We start from the raw sequence: 13,490 nt of genomic DNA, 5'->3' as shown, positions 1-13,490 counted from the left end.
CTGCGATCTGCCCGTGGTCGCACGCCTTCGGGGACCCGGCGGCAAGCCTGGCGATCAGATCCGGGTCAAGCTGACCGCCGCCGATCCGTTGCAGCACACCATCACCTTCGAGCGAACCGCATAAGGCAGCGCCGCGCTCGCCGACGCTTTCTCACGCGTTCGGCATCGCGCCGCCCGGCTCGCGGAATCGGGCGGCGCCGAACATCGCGTCGCCGGCCCTGCCCTCGACCAGTTGCGGGAGCAGCGCCTTCCAGGCCTCGATCATATCGGCGAAATAGCCGGAATCCTGGCGCAGCACGGTCTGCACGCCCATGCCGCGCACCAGGCAGACCGTCAGGTTGAGAATGATGCGGGCCTGGCGGGGGGTGCGCGTCTGCGGATTGCAGAATTCCACCCAGGTCGCGTCGAGCGCCTCGTGGAAGCGCTTGACGACCGGGATCATCCGCTCGCGCAGGCCGGGATCGTTGCGGGCCTCGGTGATCATTTCCAGGGACAGATAGAAGAAGCGGTCGGAGAACAGCTCCCAGAGGAAGCCGACGAAGCCCTCCAGCGAGAGTTCGCCCTCCTGGACGCGCAAGGCGACGGCGCGGATCTCTGCCGTGCCATCGTCGAGCAACCGCTCCATTGCGGCCAGGATGATGTCGGCCCGGGCCGGGAAATGATAAAGCAACGCGCCGCGGGACACTTGCGCCCGCTCCGCGATCTCCTGGGTCGTGGCCGCGTGATAGCCGACGTCATGGATGACATCGAGCGTGGCCCCGATCAGCCGCTCATAGGTCGCGACACTGCGCGCCTGCTGCTGGCGCTCGGAGCGCGAAGCCTTCGCCCTAACCGCTTCCATCTCATCGCTCCCCTGTTCCAGCGCCCGACTGGCAAATCCGGCACAATAAAAACAATCTTGCCTGATTTTTTCAAGGAGATACCGTCCTCTCACAGCGACGATGATCGCTCGCGCAGAGGAGGAAGCGATGACGGATGACGACTACAGGAACAGGAGCTACGGCGAGATTCCGGTCGGCTTCGGCAAGAAGCCCGGCATCGTCGTCGTCGATTTCCAGACCGGCTTCACCGACGCCCAGTATCCGCTCGGCGGGGCGCCGCTCGTCATGCGCGCGGTGGAGAACACGGCGAAGCTGCTGGAGGTCGCCCGCCGCTACAACGTGCCGGTCGCGAACTGCAACACGGCCTATATGAGCGAACGCGAGATGCCCTACTGGAAGATCACCGCCGTGCGCGAGACCTTCCGGCACGATCACCCGAGCGCCGCCTTCGACCCGCGCATCTACGACCCCGATTACGACCTCACGATCTGCAAGAAGGCGCCGTCGATCTTCTTCAACACCGGCGTCAGCGACTATTTCAACAAGGAGCGCGTCGACACGGTGATCGTGACCGGCTGCAACACCTCGGGCTGCATCCGCGCCACCTCGATCGACAGCTTCAGCTACCGCTACCGGACGATCGTGCCGGAGGATTGCGTCGGCGATATCGAGGAGCAGCCGCATCGCGACAATCTCCGCGATCTCGGCCGCCGCTATGTCGACGTGTCCGACCTCAAGACCGTGCTGGCCTATCTCGAGGACTGGCACAGGCAGAACGCAGCCTGAGGCCGGCATCGCCGCTGCGATCGATGACAACAGCCTGCTCAAGCGGACCGAAAAGAACGCGACGGCCCATGGCGGCCGTCGCCTCGGCGCTCCGTCACGGGGATCGCCAGGCCATGCGCAACGCTTCGGCAAGTCGAATCAGATGGCCGTTACCTGCGGCAAAAGCGCCGCACCCTTCCGGCGTCCACAGCACGTAAGCCACTGGCACTTCACCGAAATCAACGAGCGCTTGCCGAGCCCGAATCCTGCGTTATGCTGAAAAAAACACATAAATTCGGGGGAAACGATGCTGATCTGGTCGATGATTGCCTGGCTGGCCTGCGCCGCGATCTTCCTTGAACTGGTCGAGCGCGCGCCCTCGATCGACAATTGATCGAAAGCCGGCACCGGTCACAGCAGGCGCCGGCCTCCCTTGATGTCAGGCGGCCCCGGCCGCCGCGAAAGCCTGTCCGACGATCCGGCGCGCGTCTTCCTGGATCGCGGCGAGATGCGCCTCGTCCCGGAAGCTCTCGGCATAGATCTTGTAGACCTCCTCGGTGCCGGACGGGCGCGCCGCGAACCAGCCATCCGCCGCCGTGACCTTGACGCCGCCGATCGGCGCGCCATTGCCCGGAGCCTTGCTCAGGATCGCCGTGATCGGCTGCCCTGCCAGCTCCTTCGTCGCGATCTGTTCCGCCGACAGATTCTTGAGAACGGCCTTCTGGCTCGCGCTCGCCGGCGCATCGACGCGCGCATAGCGGGGCTCGCCCAGTTCCGCCGTCAGTTTGCCGTAGAGCACGCCGGGGTCGCTGCCGGTCTTCGCGGTGATCTCGGCCGCCAGCAGGCCGAGGATGATGCCGTCCTTGTCGGTCGTCCAGGCCGTCCCATCCATGCGCAGGAAGGAGGCCCCGGCGCTCTCCTCGCCGGCGAAGCCGAAGCTGCCCGAGATCAGCCCGTCGACGAACCATTTGAAGCCGACGGGAACCTCGACGAGCTTGCGCCCGAGCTTCGCCGCGACGCGGTCGATGATCGCGCTCGACACCGCCGTCTTGCCGATCGCCGCATCCGCGCGCCAGCCCGGCCGGTTGGCGAAGAGATAGGCGCTGGCCGCAGCGAGATAATGGTTCGGGTTCATCAATCCGCTGCTGCGGGTCACGATGCCGTGCCGGTCGGCATCGGTATCGTTGGCGAAGGCGACGTCGAAGCGGTCGCGCATGCCGATCAGGCTCGCCATCGCATAGGGCGAGGAGCAGTCCATCCGGATCTTGCCGTCCCAGTCGGCGGTCATGAAGCCGAAGGTCGGATCGACCTCCTTATTGACGATCGTCGCGTTCAGCCCGTAGCGGTCGATGATCGGCTGGTAGTAGTCGAGCCCGGCCCCGCCGAGCGGATCGATGCCGATCACGACGCCGGCCTGCCGGATCGCCTCCATGTCCACCACGCTGGCGAGGTCGGAGACATAGCCGGTGATGTAGTCGTGCCGGTGGACATGCTCGCTCTTCAGCGCCTTGTCGTAGGGCATGCGCAGGACCCCGGCGAGCTTCTCGGCGAGGAAGGCGTTGGCGCGCTTCTCGATCCAGCCGGTCGCGTCGGTATCGGCCGGCCCGCCATGCGGGGGATTGTATTTCAGGCCGCCATCGGCGGGCGGGTTGTGCGAGGGCGAGATCACCACACCGTCGGCGAGGCCTGCGGTTCGGCCGCGATTATGCGCGATGATGGCATGCGAGATCACCGGCGTCGGCGTGAAGCCGAGCTTCTCGTCGACGATCGTGGCGACGCCATTGGCCGCGAAGACCTCCAGCACCGTCTCGAAGGCGTTGCGCGAAAGCGCATGCGTATCGATGCCGAGGAAGAGTGGCCCGTCGATCCCCTGCTCGCGGCGATAGAGGCAGAGCGCCTGCGCGATCGCCAGGATATGTGCCTCGTTGAAGGAGCGCAGCAGCGCCGAGCCGCGATGGCCCGAGGTGCCGAAGGCGACCTGCTGCGAACGCTGTGAGGGGTCGGGCTGCTCGTAATAGGCCTTGGTGAGGGCCGCCACATCGACGAGTTGGCCGGGCTCGAGCCGCTTGCCGGCCAGGGGACTCACGGTATCGCTCATGTAGGCTCTCGTTCTAGGCAAGTCAGGATGCGACATCCCTTATAGACGCCGGCATGAACAGAGTTGCAACGGAATGCGACAGGCTCGCGGCAGGTTGCAACCGCAATGATCTCATTCTCGCGACGCTCGCCGCCTCTGCAGATCTGCTTTTTTCTCGCCTATGTCGCAAAGGCGGGCTAGTACGCGCCCTGCACATCATCTCGCTGACAGGGTTTATCGATGAAGATCGTGATGGTTGGGTCTGGCTATGTCGGGCTTGTGTCGGGCGCCTGCTTTGCCGATTTCGGGCATGAGGTGGTGTGCGTCGACAAGGTCGAGGGCAAGGTCGCGGCACTGAAGCGCGGCGAGATCCCGATCTTCGAGCCGGGCCTGTCGGATCTGGTGCGGACGAATGCGGCGGCGGGGCGTCTGTCCTTCACCACCGATCTCGCCGGGCCTGTGGCCGAGGCCGACGCCGTCTTCATCGCGGTCGGCACGCCGTCGCGCCGCGGCGACGGCTTCGCCGATCTGTCCTATGTCTATGCCGCCACCCGCGAGATCGCAGGGGCGCTCAAGGGCCACACCGTGATCGTGACCAAGTCGACGGTCCCGGTCGGCACCGGCGACGAGGTCGAGCGCATCATTCGCGAGCTCAGGCCCGATGCCGATTTCGCCGTGGTCTCCAACCCGGAATTCCTGCGCGAGGGCGCGGCGATCGAGGATTTCAAGCGCCCGGACCGCATCGTCGTCGGGACCGACGACGAGCGCGCGCGCACCGTGATGGCCGATATCTACCGGCCGCTCTATCTCAACAACGCGCCGATCCTGAACACCGGCCGGCGCACGGCCGAGCTGACGAAATACGCCGCCAACGCCTTCCTGGCGACGAAGATCACCTTCATCAACGAGATCGCGGACCTGTGCGAGCAGGTCGGCGCCAACGTCCAGGACGTCGCCCGCGGCATGGGCCTCGACAACCGCATCGGCTCCAAGTTCCTGCATGCCGGGCCGGGCTATGGCGGCTCCTGCTTCCCGAAGGACACGCTCGCCCTGATCAAGACGGCGCAGGATTACGGCACGCCGTCGCGCATCGTCGAGACGGTGGCGGCGGTGAACGACCAGCGCAAGCGGGCGATGGGGCGCAAGGTGATCGCGGCCTGCGGCGGCGCGGTGCGGGGCAAGACGATCGCGGTGCTGGGCCTGACCTTCAAGCCGAACACCGACGACATGCGCGACGCGCCCTCGATCGCGGTGGTCACCGCCCTGATGGATGGCGGTGCTACGATCCGCGCCTATGATCCGGAGGGCATGGAGCAGGCCAAGGCCGTCCTGCCGGCTGGCGTGACCTATTGCAAGGACGCCTATGAATGCGTCGCCGGTGCGGATGCCGCGGTGATCGTGACCGAGTGGAACATCTTCCGCGCGCTCGATCTCGACCGGGTCAAGGCGGCGATGGCGGCGCCGGTCCTGGTCGATCTGCGCAATGTCTACCGGGCCGAGCAGGTCCGCGCCAAGGGCTTCACCTATGCCGATGTCGGGCGCGGCATCGACGCGCCCGAAGGCAAGGAAGCCGAAAGCGCGGCTTGATAAGGGCTTCGGACCTAGCCTCCCGAGCGCGCGATTACGCTAGGAACTCCCTGTCATTCCGGGGCAGGCCGCAGGCCTGAGCCCGGAACCCAGAACCGATGCCGTTCCAGAATGGACCGACGGCCTGACCGCGCCTTTCGTGGGAGTGGCATCGGTTCTGGATTCCGGGCTCTTCGCTGCCGCGAAGCCCCGGAATGACAGCGAGACCGCGACAACGCCCGGACACAAGCTGCCCGCAGCGCCTAACCGGCCGCACGCTCCTTCGCCGCTCTTTCCTGCATCAGCGCCCGCTCCCGCGCGTTCTGCGTGAGCGCGACCGCGGCATCGAACGCCTCCGCAGCCTCGCGATGGCGGCCGAGCTTGGCGAGCAGGTCGCCGCGCACGCCCGGCAGCAGGTGATAGCGCTTCAGCGCCGGCTCGCCGGTCAGCGCCTCGACCACGGCTAGCCCGGCCTCCGGCCCATCCGCCATACTGACAGCCACGGCGCGGTTGAGCTCCACGATGGGCGACGGGGTCACCTGTCCAAGCACGGTGTAGAGCGCGACGATCCGCTTCCAGTCGGTCTCCTCGGCGGTTCGGGCGCGGGCGTGACAGGCGGCGAGCGCGGCTTGCAACAGGTAAGGCCCCGGCGCCGCCCCCGCGAGCCGTTGTGCCCGCTCCAGCCCGGCAAGCCCACGCCCGATCAGCAACCGGTCCCATCGGGCGCGGTTCTGGTCGAGCAGCAGGATCGGCTCGCCGTCTGGGCCGACGCGAGCCCTGAGCCGCGAAGCCTGCAATTCCATCAGCGCCACGAGGCCATGGACCTCGGGCTCGTCAGGCGCCCGTGCCGCCAGGATGCGTCCGAGCCGCAGCGCCTCCTCGCACAGGCCCGGCCGGACCCAGTCCTCGCCGGCCGTGGCCGAATAGCCCTCGTTGAAGATCAGGTAGACGACCTCCAGCACCGAGGCGAGGCGCTCGCCGAGCTCGGCGCCAGCCGGCACTTCGTAAGGCACCCTGGCCTCGCTCAGCGTCTTCTTCGCCCGCACGATGCGCTGCGCCATGGTCGGTTCCGGCACCAGGAAGGCGCGCGCGATCTCCTCCGTCGTCAGGCCGCCCAGGAGGCGCAGCGTCAGCGCGATCCGCGCCTCCTTGGGCAGGACGGGATGACAGGCGGTGAAGATCAGACGCAGCAGGTCGTCGCCGACCTCGTCGTCGAGCGCCTCGTCGATATCCGGCATCGCCGGCCCTTCACTGTCGATATCGCGGCCGATCTCGTCCCGCTTGCGCCGGGCCATGATCTCATGGCGGGCCGCATCGGCGGCGCGATGCTTGGCGACCTGCATCAGCCAGGCCGCCGGATTGCGCGGCACGCCCTCTTCGGGCCATTGCCTGAGCGCCGCGACCAGCGCGTCCTGCGCCAGTTCCTCGGCCCGGCCGACATCGCGGGTCAGCCGCGCGAGCCCGGCGATCAGCCGGGGCGCCTCAATGCGCCAGACCGTCTCGATGGTGCGGTGTGCATCGCTGCCCGACATGGAAAGCGATACACACCATCAGCCCGTCGGCTGGCAAGGGGCGCAGGCAAGGCGCCGGCGATCAGCCCTGCCCTTCGGACTCGGCCTTGAGCCGGTCCCATTGCGCCGCCGTCTCCGGCGTGACGATCTCGCCGAAATCGGCCAGCTCGAACAGCGGCCGGATCTCGATCTCGGACGGGCCGGGCATCGGGTTGGGGCAGCGCTTGACCCAGGCGATCGCCTCGTCGAGCGAGGCGCATTCCCACAGCCAATAGCCGGCGACCAGCTCCTTGGTCTCGGCGAAGGGCCCGTCGACGACGGCGCGCTTGGCGCCGTCGAACTGGACGCGCGCGCCCTTCGAGCTGGGCTGCAGGCCGTCGCCGCCCTTCATGATGCCGGCTTTCACCAGCTCTTCGTTATAGGCCATCATCGCCTCGAGCAGCTCCTGGCTCGGCGGAGCGCCGGCTTCGCTGTCCTTCGTCGCCTTGACCATCACCATGAAACGCATCGGTTTTCTCCTTTGAGGGACGGGCGGCATCGCCTGCACCGTCCCTTGAGTTGGATCTGGGATACCGGGCCGGCTCAGCCGGGGCGCTTCTCGAATTCGGCGCGCAGGTTATCCTTCCGTTCGCGCCGTTCCGGCGTCACCATGTCTCCGAAATCTTCCATCTCGAAGACGGGCCTGAGCTCGATCTCGGTGCCGCCGTCGAAGGGCGCGCGCTTCAGCCACTCGACGGCCTCGTCGAAGGACTTCACTTGCCAGAGCCAGAAACCGGCCAGCAGCTCCTTGGTCTCCGCGAAGGGGCCGTCGGTGATCGCCCGCTCGCTGCCCGAGAAGCGCATGCGCAGCCCCTTGGACGTCGGCTGCAGGCCTTCCGCAGCGAGCAGGATGCCAGCCTTGATCAGTTCCTCATTGTAGACGCCCATCTTCGCGAAGACCTCCGGATCCGGCATCACGCCGGCTTCGCTGTCCTTGCTCGCCTTGACCAGAACCATCACACGCATCGGTCTTCTCCTTGGGTTTGGGAGAACCGGGCGGCTTCGGCGCGAACCGCCGAAACCCGTTCTCTGACTGCACGTCGAACGGGCGCGGCGGAAATCGACAGCGCCGGGAATCTTTTTTCGATTTTTTTGCGAAGCCGCCCGCGCGCTCATCCGGAGCCAAACGCGGGCGGCGCCGATCCGTTTCAGGCGCTGCGCGGGAGCGCCTCCAGGAAGCGGGCCGGCTCGCCTTGCGACGGCGTCGTCAATTCGCCCTCCCACATCACCTTGAGACCGCGCACGAAGGTGCCGACCGGCCAGCCGGTGACGGTGACGCCGTCATAGGGCGTCCAGCCGCATTTCGAGGCGCTCCACTCCTTGGTGATCGTCTCGCGGCGCTTCAGGTCGACGATGGTGAAATCGGCATCGTAGCCGACCGCGATACGGCCCTTGCCTTCCAGCCCGAAGATGCGCTGCGGCCCGGCGCTCGATAGATCGACGAAGCGCTCCAGCGTCAGCCGGCCGGCATTCACATGGTCGAGCATGATCGGCACCAGCGTCTGCACGCCGGGCATGCCGGAATGGCTCGCGGGATAAGCATGGTGCTTCTCCTCATGCGTATGCGGCGCATGATCGGAACCGAGGACATCGACGATGCCCTGTTCGACGCCCCACCAGATGCGCTGGCGATGGCTGTCGTCGCGGATCGGCGGGTTCATCTGGGCATAGGTGCCGAGGCGCTCGTAGCAATCCGGCGCGACCAGCGTCAGGTGGTTCGGCAGAACCTCGACGGTCGCGACATCCTTGTGGTCTTTCAGGAAGACCATCTCCTCGCCGGTCGAGATATGCAGGATATGGACGCGCGCACCGGTCTCGCGCGCGATCCGCACCAATCGCTTCGTGCAGGTCAGCGCCACCTCGGGCGAGCGCCAGACTGGATGGCTCGACGGATCGCCCTCGACGCGCAGCGGCATGCGCTCGCGCAACATCATCTCGTCTTCGGAATGGAAGGCGGCGCGGCGGCGGGTGCGCTTCAGGATTTCGGCGACGCCCCTGTCATCCTCGACCAGCAGGTCTCCCGTCGAGGAGCCCATGAACACCTTGATGCCGGCCGCGCCCGGCAGCCGCTCCAGCTCCGGCACGTCGTTGGCGTTCTCATGCGTGCCGCCGACCCAGAAGGCGAAATCGCAATGCATGCGATGGCGCCCGCGCCTGATCTTGTCGGCCAGAGCCTCCGGCGTCGTCGTCTGCGGGATCGTGTTCGGCATCTCGAAAACGCAGGTCACGCCGCCGAGCGCGGCCGAGCGCGAGCCGCTCTCCAGGTCTTCCTTATGGTCGAGGCCCGGCTCGCGGAAATGCACCTGGCTGTCGATCACGCCCGGCAGGATGTGCAGGCCGGTGCAGTCCACGACCTCGCCGGCCGAGGCTTGGCTGAGATCGCCGAGCGCCATGATCTTGCCGCCGGTGACGCCGACATCGCGTGCGACGCGGCCATCCTGGTTCACCACCGTGCCGCCCTTGAGGATGACGTCGTAGGTCTGGGGCATGGTGCGTCTCCGGGTGGTTGAGCGAAAGGCCGATGCAGCCTACCTATCGGCCAACGCGCCGTCCCGGAAGCCCAAACAGTTTTCGGGTGGCGCCCTCATCCCCATTCGGCTGACGAGCCTCGGCCCGACATCAGAACTGGAACGGCTGCCCATGTCCGTCACACGATTGATCGATCGCGGCGTCATCCGCATCAGCGGCGACGATGCGCGCGACTTCCTGCAGAACCTTGTGACCAACGATCTCGATCCGGTCGTGCCCGGACAGGCCGGCTACGGCGCGCTGCTGACGCCGCAAGGCAAGATGATCTGCGATTTCTTCATCCTTGCGCTGGCGCCGGAAGATGGCGGCGGCTTCCTGCTCGACACGCCCCTGCTCCAGACCGCCGACCTGATGAAACGCCTGAAGCTCTACAAGCTGCGCGCCAAGGTGACGCTTGAAGACCTCACCGAGAAGAGCGCCGTCCTGGCCTCGGCGGATGGCGCACCGCTGCCCGCGGATATCGGTTTGGTCTATGACGACCCGCGCCTGCCGGCGCTCGGCCAGCGCGCCATCGCCGATCGGGAGGGCATCGAGGCGCTCGTCACCGCCGAGCCGGAGGCCTATCACGCCCGCCGCATCGCGCTCGGCGTGCCCGCAGGCGGCCGCGACTTCGCCTATGGCGACACCTTTCCGCATGAGGCGCTGCTCGACCAGCTCGGCGGCGTCTCCTTCAAGAAGGGCTGCTATATCGGGCAGGAGGTCGTCTCCCGCATGCAGCATCGCGGCACGGCGCGCACCCGCGTCGTGCCGATCGTCTTCGACGAGGGCATCGCGGCCGAAACCGGCGCGGATGCGACGGCCGGCGGCAAGCCGCTCGGCAGCATCGGCTCTGGCGCCAACGGCCGGGCACTTGCCATGCTCCGGCTCGACCGGCTGGCCGATGCGCTTGCTGCAGGCACGCCTCCGCTCGGCGGCGGGATGCCCTTCCATCTCGCGGAGAAGCCCGGCTTCATCCGCTTCCCCTTCCCCGGCGAAGCGGGCTTCGGCGCCGCCGCAGGAGCTGCCCTATGAGCGACGCCGTCATCGTCAGCGAAGAACGCATCGCGATCCAGGGGGCGGACGGCAAGTTCCGCTGCCGCTGGCCGGGCACCGAACCGCTTTACCTCGCCTATCACGACACCGAATGGGGCGTGCCGGAATACGACTCCCGCGCCCTCTGGGAAAAGCTGATCCTCGATGGCTTCCAGGCCGGCCTCTCCTGGATCACGATCCTGAGGAAGCGCGATGCCTTCCGCGCCGGCTTCGCCGGCTTTGAACCCGAAGCCGTCGCCCGCTTCACCGAGGCTGATGTCCAGCGCCTGCTCGCCGATCCCGGCATAATCCGCCATCGCGGCAAGATCGAGGGCACGATCAAGAGCGCGCAGGCCTATCTCAGGATCAGCGAGCGCGAGCCCTTCGCCGATTTCCTCTGGAAGCATCTCGATGGCCGCGTGCTGCAGAACAGCTATCGGACGCAAGGCGAAGTGCCGACCCAGACCAAGCTGTCCGAGACGATCTCCAAGGAGCTGAAGAAGGCCGGCTTCACCTTCTGCGGCCCGACCATCGTCTACGCCTTCATGGAGGCTTGCGGACTGGTCAACGACCACCTGACCGGCTGCTTCCGCTGGAGCGAATGCGCCGCGCTAGCGCGTGACTCGCGCCCCGCCGCCTGATGGCCCGCAAGCCGGAACCGCCGCGCGCCTGGCAGCGCATGCTCTCGGGGCGCCGGCTCGATCTGCTCGACCCCTCGCCGCTCGATATCGAGATCGAGGACATCGCCCATGGTCTCGCCCGCGTCGCCCGCTGGAACGGTCAGACGCGCGGCGCCCATTCCTTCTCGGTGGCGCAGCATTCGCTGCTGGTCGAGGCGATCGCGGCCCATCTCAATCCGGACTGGAGCGACGACTGGCGCCTGATGGCACTGCTGCACGACGCGCCGGAATACGTCATCGGCGACATGATCTCGCCGTTCAAGGTGGTGATGGGCGATGCCTACAAGAGCGTGGAACTGCGCCTGCTCGCGGCGATCCACCTTCGCTTCGGCCTGCCGGCCGCCACCCCGGCCGCGCTGAAACGAAAGATCAAGGAGGCCGACACCATCGCCGCCTTCTTCGAGGCGACGCGCCTCGCCGGCTTCGGCCGCGAGGAGGCCCTGAAATTCTTCGGCCGGCCGCAAGCGCTGCCGGCCGAAGTCCTGTCCTGGCTCGATCCGCTCGATACCGAGGCGGCGCAGGCGCGCTTCCTCGCGCGCTGCGCCGCGCTCGGCCTTACTGAGTCAGGCGCACCGCGCTGATCTCGTTGGCGATCGCCTTGAAGATCGGATCGAGCTGCGCAGCATCCTGCACGTCGTAATACTTGCTCTGGTCGGAGGCGCAGTTGCGCAGGAGCGTCGCATTCCCGTCGATGACCCGGATTGTATAGATGGTGATGCCGCCTGCCTTGGCGTTCGTGCAGGCCAGTTGGGTGCGGGCATCGATCTGGCTCTGGTTGCCGGTGAAGCGATTCTCGGTGTTGTCACCGTCGGTCAGCAGGATCATGTATTTCTTGAGGTTCGGTTGGGTGGCCGGCTTCGCCTCGGTAAAGGGAGGCCCCTGCGTCAGCGTCGCCCAGCCCCAGATCGCACCGATCGTGACATTCGTGTTGCCGACCGGCGTCATCGTGTCGATCCGCGCCGACAACGCCGTCCAGTCGGAGCTCAACGCCATCGTCTCCGCCAGCGAAGTCTGGCTGCACCAGAAGGCGGGATATTGCTGAGCGCTCGCCGAATACGCCCCTCCGTCCGTGGTGTCGAAGTTCTGATCACGATCCATGATGCAGCCCTGGCTCCCAGTAGCCCAAACCAGCTTCGTCATGGTATCAGTGCAATTCTTGCCGTTATTCGTACAAGTAAAATTACTTGTATCGGTGACGTTAACACTGGCTCCGGATATCGGGTTTGTATATTTGCAGCTCTTCATACCAGAGCTACAAGTAATACTGCGCGTTGCACCGTAGCGCATCCACGTATCGTCCATGAACGAGCGCGAGATCCGAACCTGAGTGTTGAAAGGCACGATCGAGACACGGATCTGGTCCGGGGTAATCGCGGCATTCTTCATGATCGTGAGCAGGCTCTTCGAGGCCGTCTTCAGATTGGTCATCTTGTTGTTATTCGCCATCGAACCGGTGTTATCCAGCACCAGCGCGAGCTCGATCGTGTTGGTTCCCCAGGTCGACTGGCTGACGGTGCCGACGGGAAGCTGCGTGGTACCGAGCACGCGTGCGGCAGTCGTCGGCACAGTGGCCTGGGCGGTGATCTTGATCGTCCGAGCCGTCCGGTCGATCGCGATCGTGGCGCCCGTGAACTGGCTCTTCACATCGGCGGGCAGGTTGTCGCTGATCCAGGCATTGATACGGGCGGTCAATTGCGCATCGGTCAGCTTCTGGGCATCACGCGCCGCCATCAGAGCGGCGGAGTCGATCGCTGAGTTGAGCGCCTGCCGGGCACTGCTGGCGCGGGAATAGTCGACGGCCACGCCCACGACCCCCATCAGAGGAACGAGCGCGAGCCCGAACATCATCAGCACGTTGCCACGCCGATCCCGGCGGAAGCGCCTGATCGCCTCAGGCAGGGAACCGAACTTCATCATGTGTCTCATCCAGGGCCAGATTGCCGCATTCGACCCTGGAAGCGTTGGCGGCCGGAGCTTACGAATTGCTGAAGCCGATTTGCGGAAGTCGAGCCTATCTGCACATTTTGAATCGAAAGTCTCTGCCGTTACGTCACGCTGCGTTTATTACAACGACAACACAACCATTGATTGCAGATATGGTTTCTCTTCCCGAAATCGGGATTGCTTCCAAAACAGAACAAGTGATCGTCATTTTTTCCTGATTTTGCAACACGCGCTTTCGCGGAATGATGGGCTCAACGTGATCGGAGGATCTCCCATGTCGAACACCCCCCCTCTCGCCCCGCCGGCCGGCGTCGCCGTCAAGGGCGCCCTGCAACCAGGCTTCGAGCAGATTCTCACCACCGAGGCGCTGACTTTCGTCGCCGACCTGCATCGCCGCTTCAACGAGACCCGCAAGCGCCTGCTCGCGCTCCGGGCCGAGCGCCAGAAGCGCTTCGACGCCGGCGAGACGCCGGACTTCCTGGCCGAGACCAAGCATATCCGCGAAGGCGACTGGACCGTCGCGGCGATCCCAGCCGACCTGCTCGAC

At 66.1% G+C, this 13,490-nt stretch carries 15 protein-coding genes and 1 pseudogene; 8 read left to right on the top strand and 8 right to left on the bottom strand.

All coding sequences use genetic code 11. The features are described 5' to 3' along the window. The first annotated feature begins 13 nt into the window (after positions 1–13). Entirely contained in the window at positions 14–124 is a 111-nt protein-coding gene (locus JHD80_RS29425; RefSeq protein WP_465246554.1) for a hypothetical protein, read from the top strand. A gap of 27 nt (positions 125–151) precedes the next feature. Here JHD80_RS29425 and JHD80_RS24385 read toward each other — a convergent pair whose 3' ends face one another. Then, positions 152–841, bottom strand: coding sequence for a TetR/AcrR family transcriptional regulator (locus JHD80_RS24385; protein ID WP_199092699.1), 690 nt, complete (start codon positions 839–841; stop codon positions 152–154). Between the two features lie 127 nt (positions 842–968). On the opposite strand from JHD80_RS24385, the gene JHD80_RS24380 reads away from it, so the two are divergent. Continuing rightward, positions 969–1,607 (top strand): isochorismatase family protein, encoded by a 639-nt coding sequence (locus JHD80_RS24380; protein WP_199092698.1) that lies wholly within the window; start codon positions 969–971, stop codon positions 1,605–1,607. Positions 1,608–1,745: 138 nt separating this feature from the next. On the opposite strand, the gene JHD80_RS24375 is transcribed toward JHD80_RS24380, so the two are convergent. Both JHD80_RS24375 and pgm read right to left on the bottom strand, forming a co-directional pair. Then, complete coding sequence (locus JHD80_RS24375) at positions 1,746–1,976, bottom strand: hypothetical protein (RefSeq protein ID WP_199092697.1); 231 nt, start codon at positions 1,974–1,976, stop codon at positions 1,746–1,748. 49 nt (positions 1,977–2,025) lie between these two features. Beyond that, positions 2,026–3,684: a phosphoglucomutase (alpha-D-glucose-1,6-bisphosphate-dependent) gene (gene pgm, locus JHD80_RS24370; protein ID WP_199092696.1), complete on the bottom strand. Its 1,659-nt coding sequence runs from the start codon at positions 3,682–3,684 to the stop codon at positions 2,026–2,028. A 219-nt stretch (positions 3,685–3,903) separates the two neighbouring features. Between pgm and JHD80_RS24365 the strand changes: the two genes are divergently transcribed. Further along, positions 3,904–5,250 (top strand): UDP-glucose dehydrogenase family protein, encoded by a 1,347-nt coding sequence (locus JHD80_RS24365; protein WP_199092695.1) that lies wholly within the window; start codon positions 3,904–3,906, stop codon positions 5,248–5,250. Between the two features lie 242 nt (positions 5,251–5,492). On the opposite strand, the gene JHD80_RS24360 is transcribed toward JHD80_RS24365, so the two are convergent. The 4 genes from JHD80_RS24360 to JHD80_RS24345 form a co-directional block, all read right to left on the bottom strand. After that, entirely contained in the window at positions 5,493–6,761 is a 1,269-nt protein-coding gene (locus tag JHD80_RS24360) for an RNA polymerase sigma factor (protein ID WP_199092693.1), read from the bottom strand. Positions 6,762–6,822: 61 nt separating this feature from the next. Continuing rightward, complete coding sequence (locus JHD80_RS24355) at positions 6,823–7,248, bottom strand: YciI family protein (protein ID WP_199092691.1); 426 nt, start codon at positions 7,246–7,248, stop codon at positions 6,823–6,825. Positions 7,249–7,322: 74 nt separating this feature from the next. Continuing rightward, positions 7,323–7,745, bottom strand: a complete 423-nt coding sequence (locus JHD80_RS24350) for a YciI family protein (RefSeq protein ID WP_199092689.1) — start codon at positions 7,743–7,745, stop codon at positions 7,323–7,325. Between the two features lie 182 nt (positions 7,746–7,927). Continuing rightward, entirely contained in the window at positions 7,928–9,268 is a 1,341-nt protein-coding gene (locus JHD80_RS24345) for a dihydroorotase (protein WP_199092687.1), read from the bottom strand. A 151-nt stretch (positions 9,269–9,419) separates the two neighbouring features. Here JHD80_RS24345 and ygfZ point away from each other — a divergent pair, with 151 nt between their 5' ends. The 3 genes from ygfZ to JHD80_RS24330 are packed head-to-tail and all read left to right on the top strand — an operon-like array spanning position 9,420 to position 11,580. Then, positions 9,420–10,319, top strand: a complete 900-nt coding sequence (gene ygfZ / locus JHD80_RS24340; RefSeq protein ID WP_199092685.1) for a CAF17-like 4Fe-4S cluster assembly/insertion protein YgfZ — start codon at positions 9,420–9,422, stop codon at positions 10,317–10,319. Then, positions 10,316–10,960 carry a DNA-3-methyladenine glycosylase I gene (locus JHD80_RS24335; protein WP_199092683.1) on the top strand — a complete coding sequence of 215 codons (645 nt, stop codon included), beginning with the start codon at positions 10,316–10,318 and terminating at the stop codon, positions 10,958–10,960. The genes ygfZ and JHD80_RS24335 overlap by 4 nt, the downstream gene beginning before the upstream one ends. After that, positions 10,960–11,580 (top strand): YfbR-like 5'-deoxynucleotidase, encoded by a 621-nt coding sequence (locus JHD80_RS24330; protein ID WP_199092681.1) that lies wholly within the window; start codon positions 10,960–10,962, stop codon positions 11,578–11,580. Before JHD80_RS24335 ends, JHD80_RS24330 begins: the two co-directional genes overlap by 1 nt. On the opposite strand, the gene JHD80_RS24325 is transcribed toward JHD80_RS24330, so the two are convergent. Further along, entirely contained in the window at positions 11,555–12,916 is a 1,362-nt protein-coding gene (locus tag JHD80_RS24325) for a TadE/TadG family type IV pilus assembly protein (protein ID WP_199092679.1), read from the bottom strand. The genes JHD80_RS24330 and JHD80_RS24325 overlap by 26 nt on opposite strands. Before the next feature lie 20 nt (positions 12,917–12,936). Between JHD80_RS24325 and JHD80_RS24320 the strand changes: the two genes are divergently transcribed. Both JHD80_RS24320 and JHD80_RS24315 read left to right on the top strand, forming a co-directional pair. Then, positions 12,937–13,161 carry a hypothetical protein gene (locus JHD80_RS24320; protein ID WP_199092677.1) on the top strand — a complete coding sequence of 75 codons (225 nt, stop codon included), beginning with the start codon at positions 12,937–12,939 and terminating at the stop codon, positions 13,159–13,161. Positions 13,162–13,217: 56 nt separating this feature from the next. Continuing rightward, a pseudogene (locus JHD80_RS24315) lies at positions 13,218–13,490 on the top strand (malate synthase A); the annotation flags it as partial.

Origin of the sequence: Allobosea sp. ASV33, from assembly GCF_016428755.1 — a bacterium.
Lineage (GTDB): Bacteria > Pseudomonadota > Alphaproteobacteria > Rhizobiales > Beijerinckiaceae > Allobosea.
This window is presented reverse-complemented; position numbering and strand designations above follow the sequence as displayed.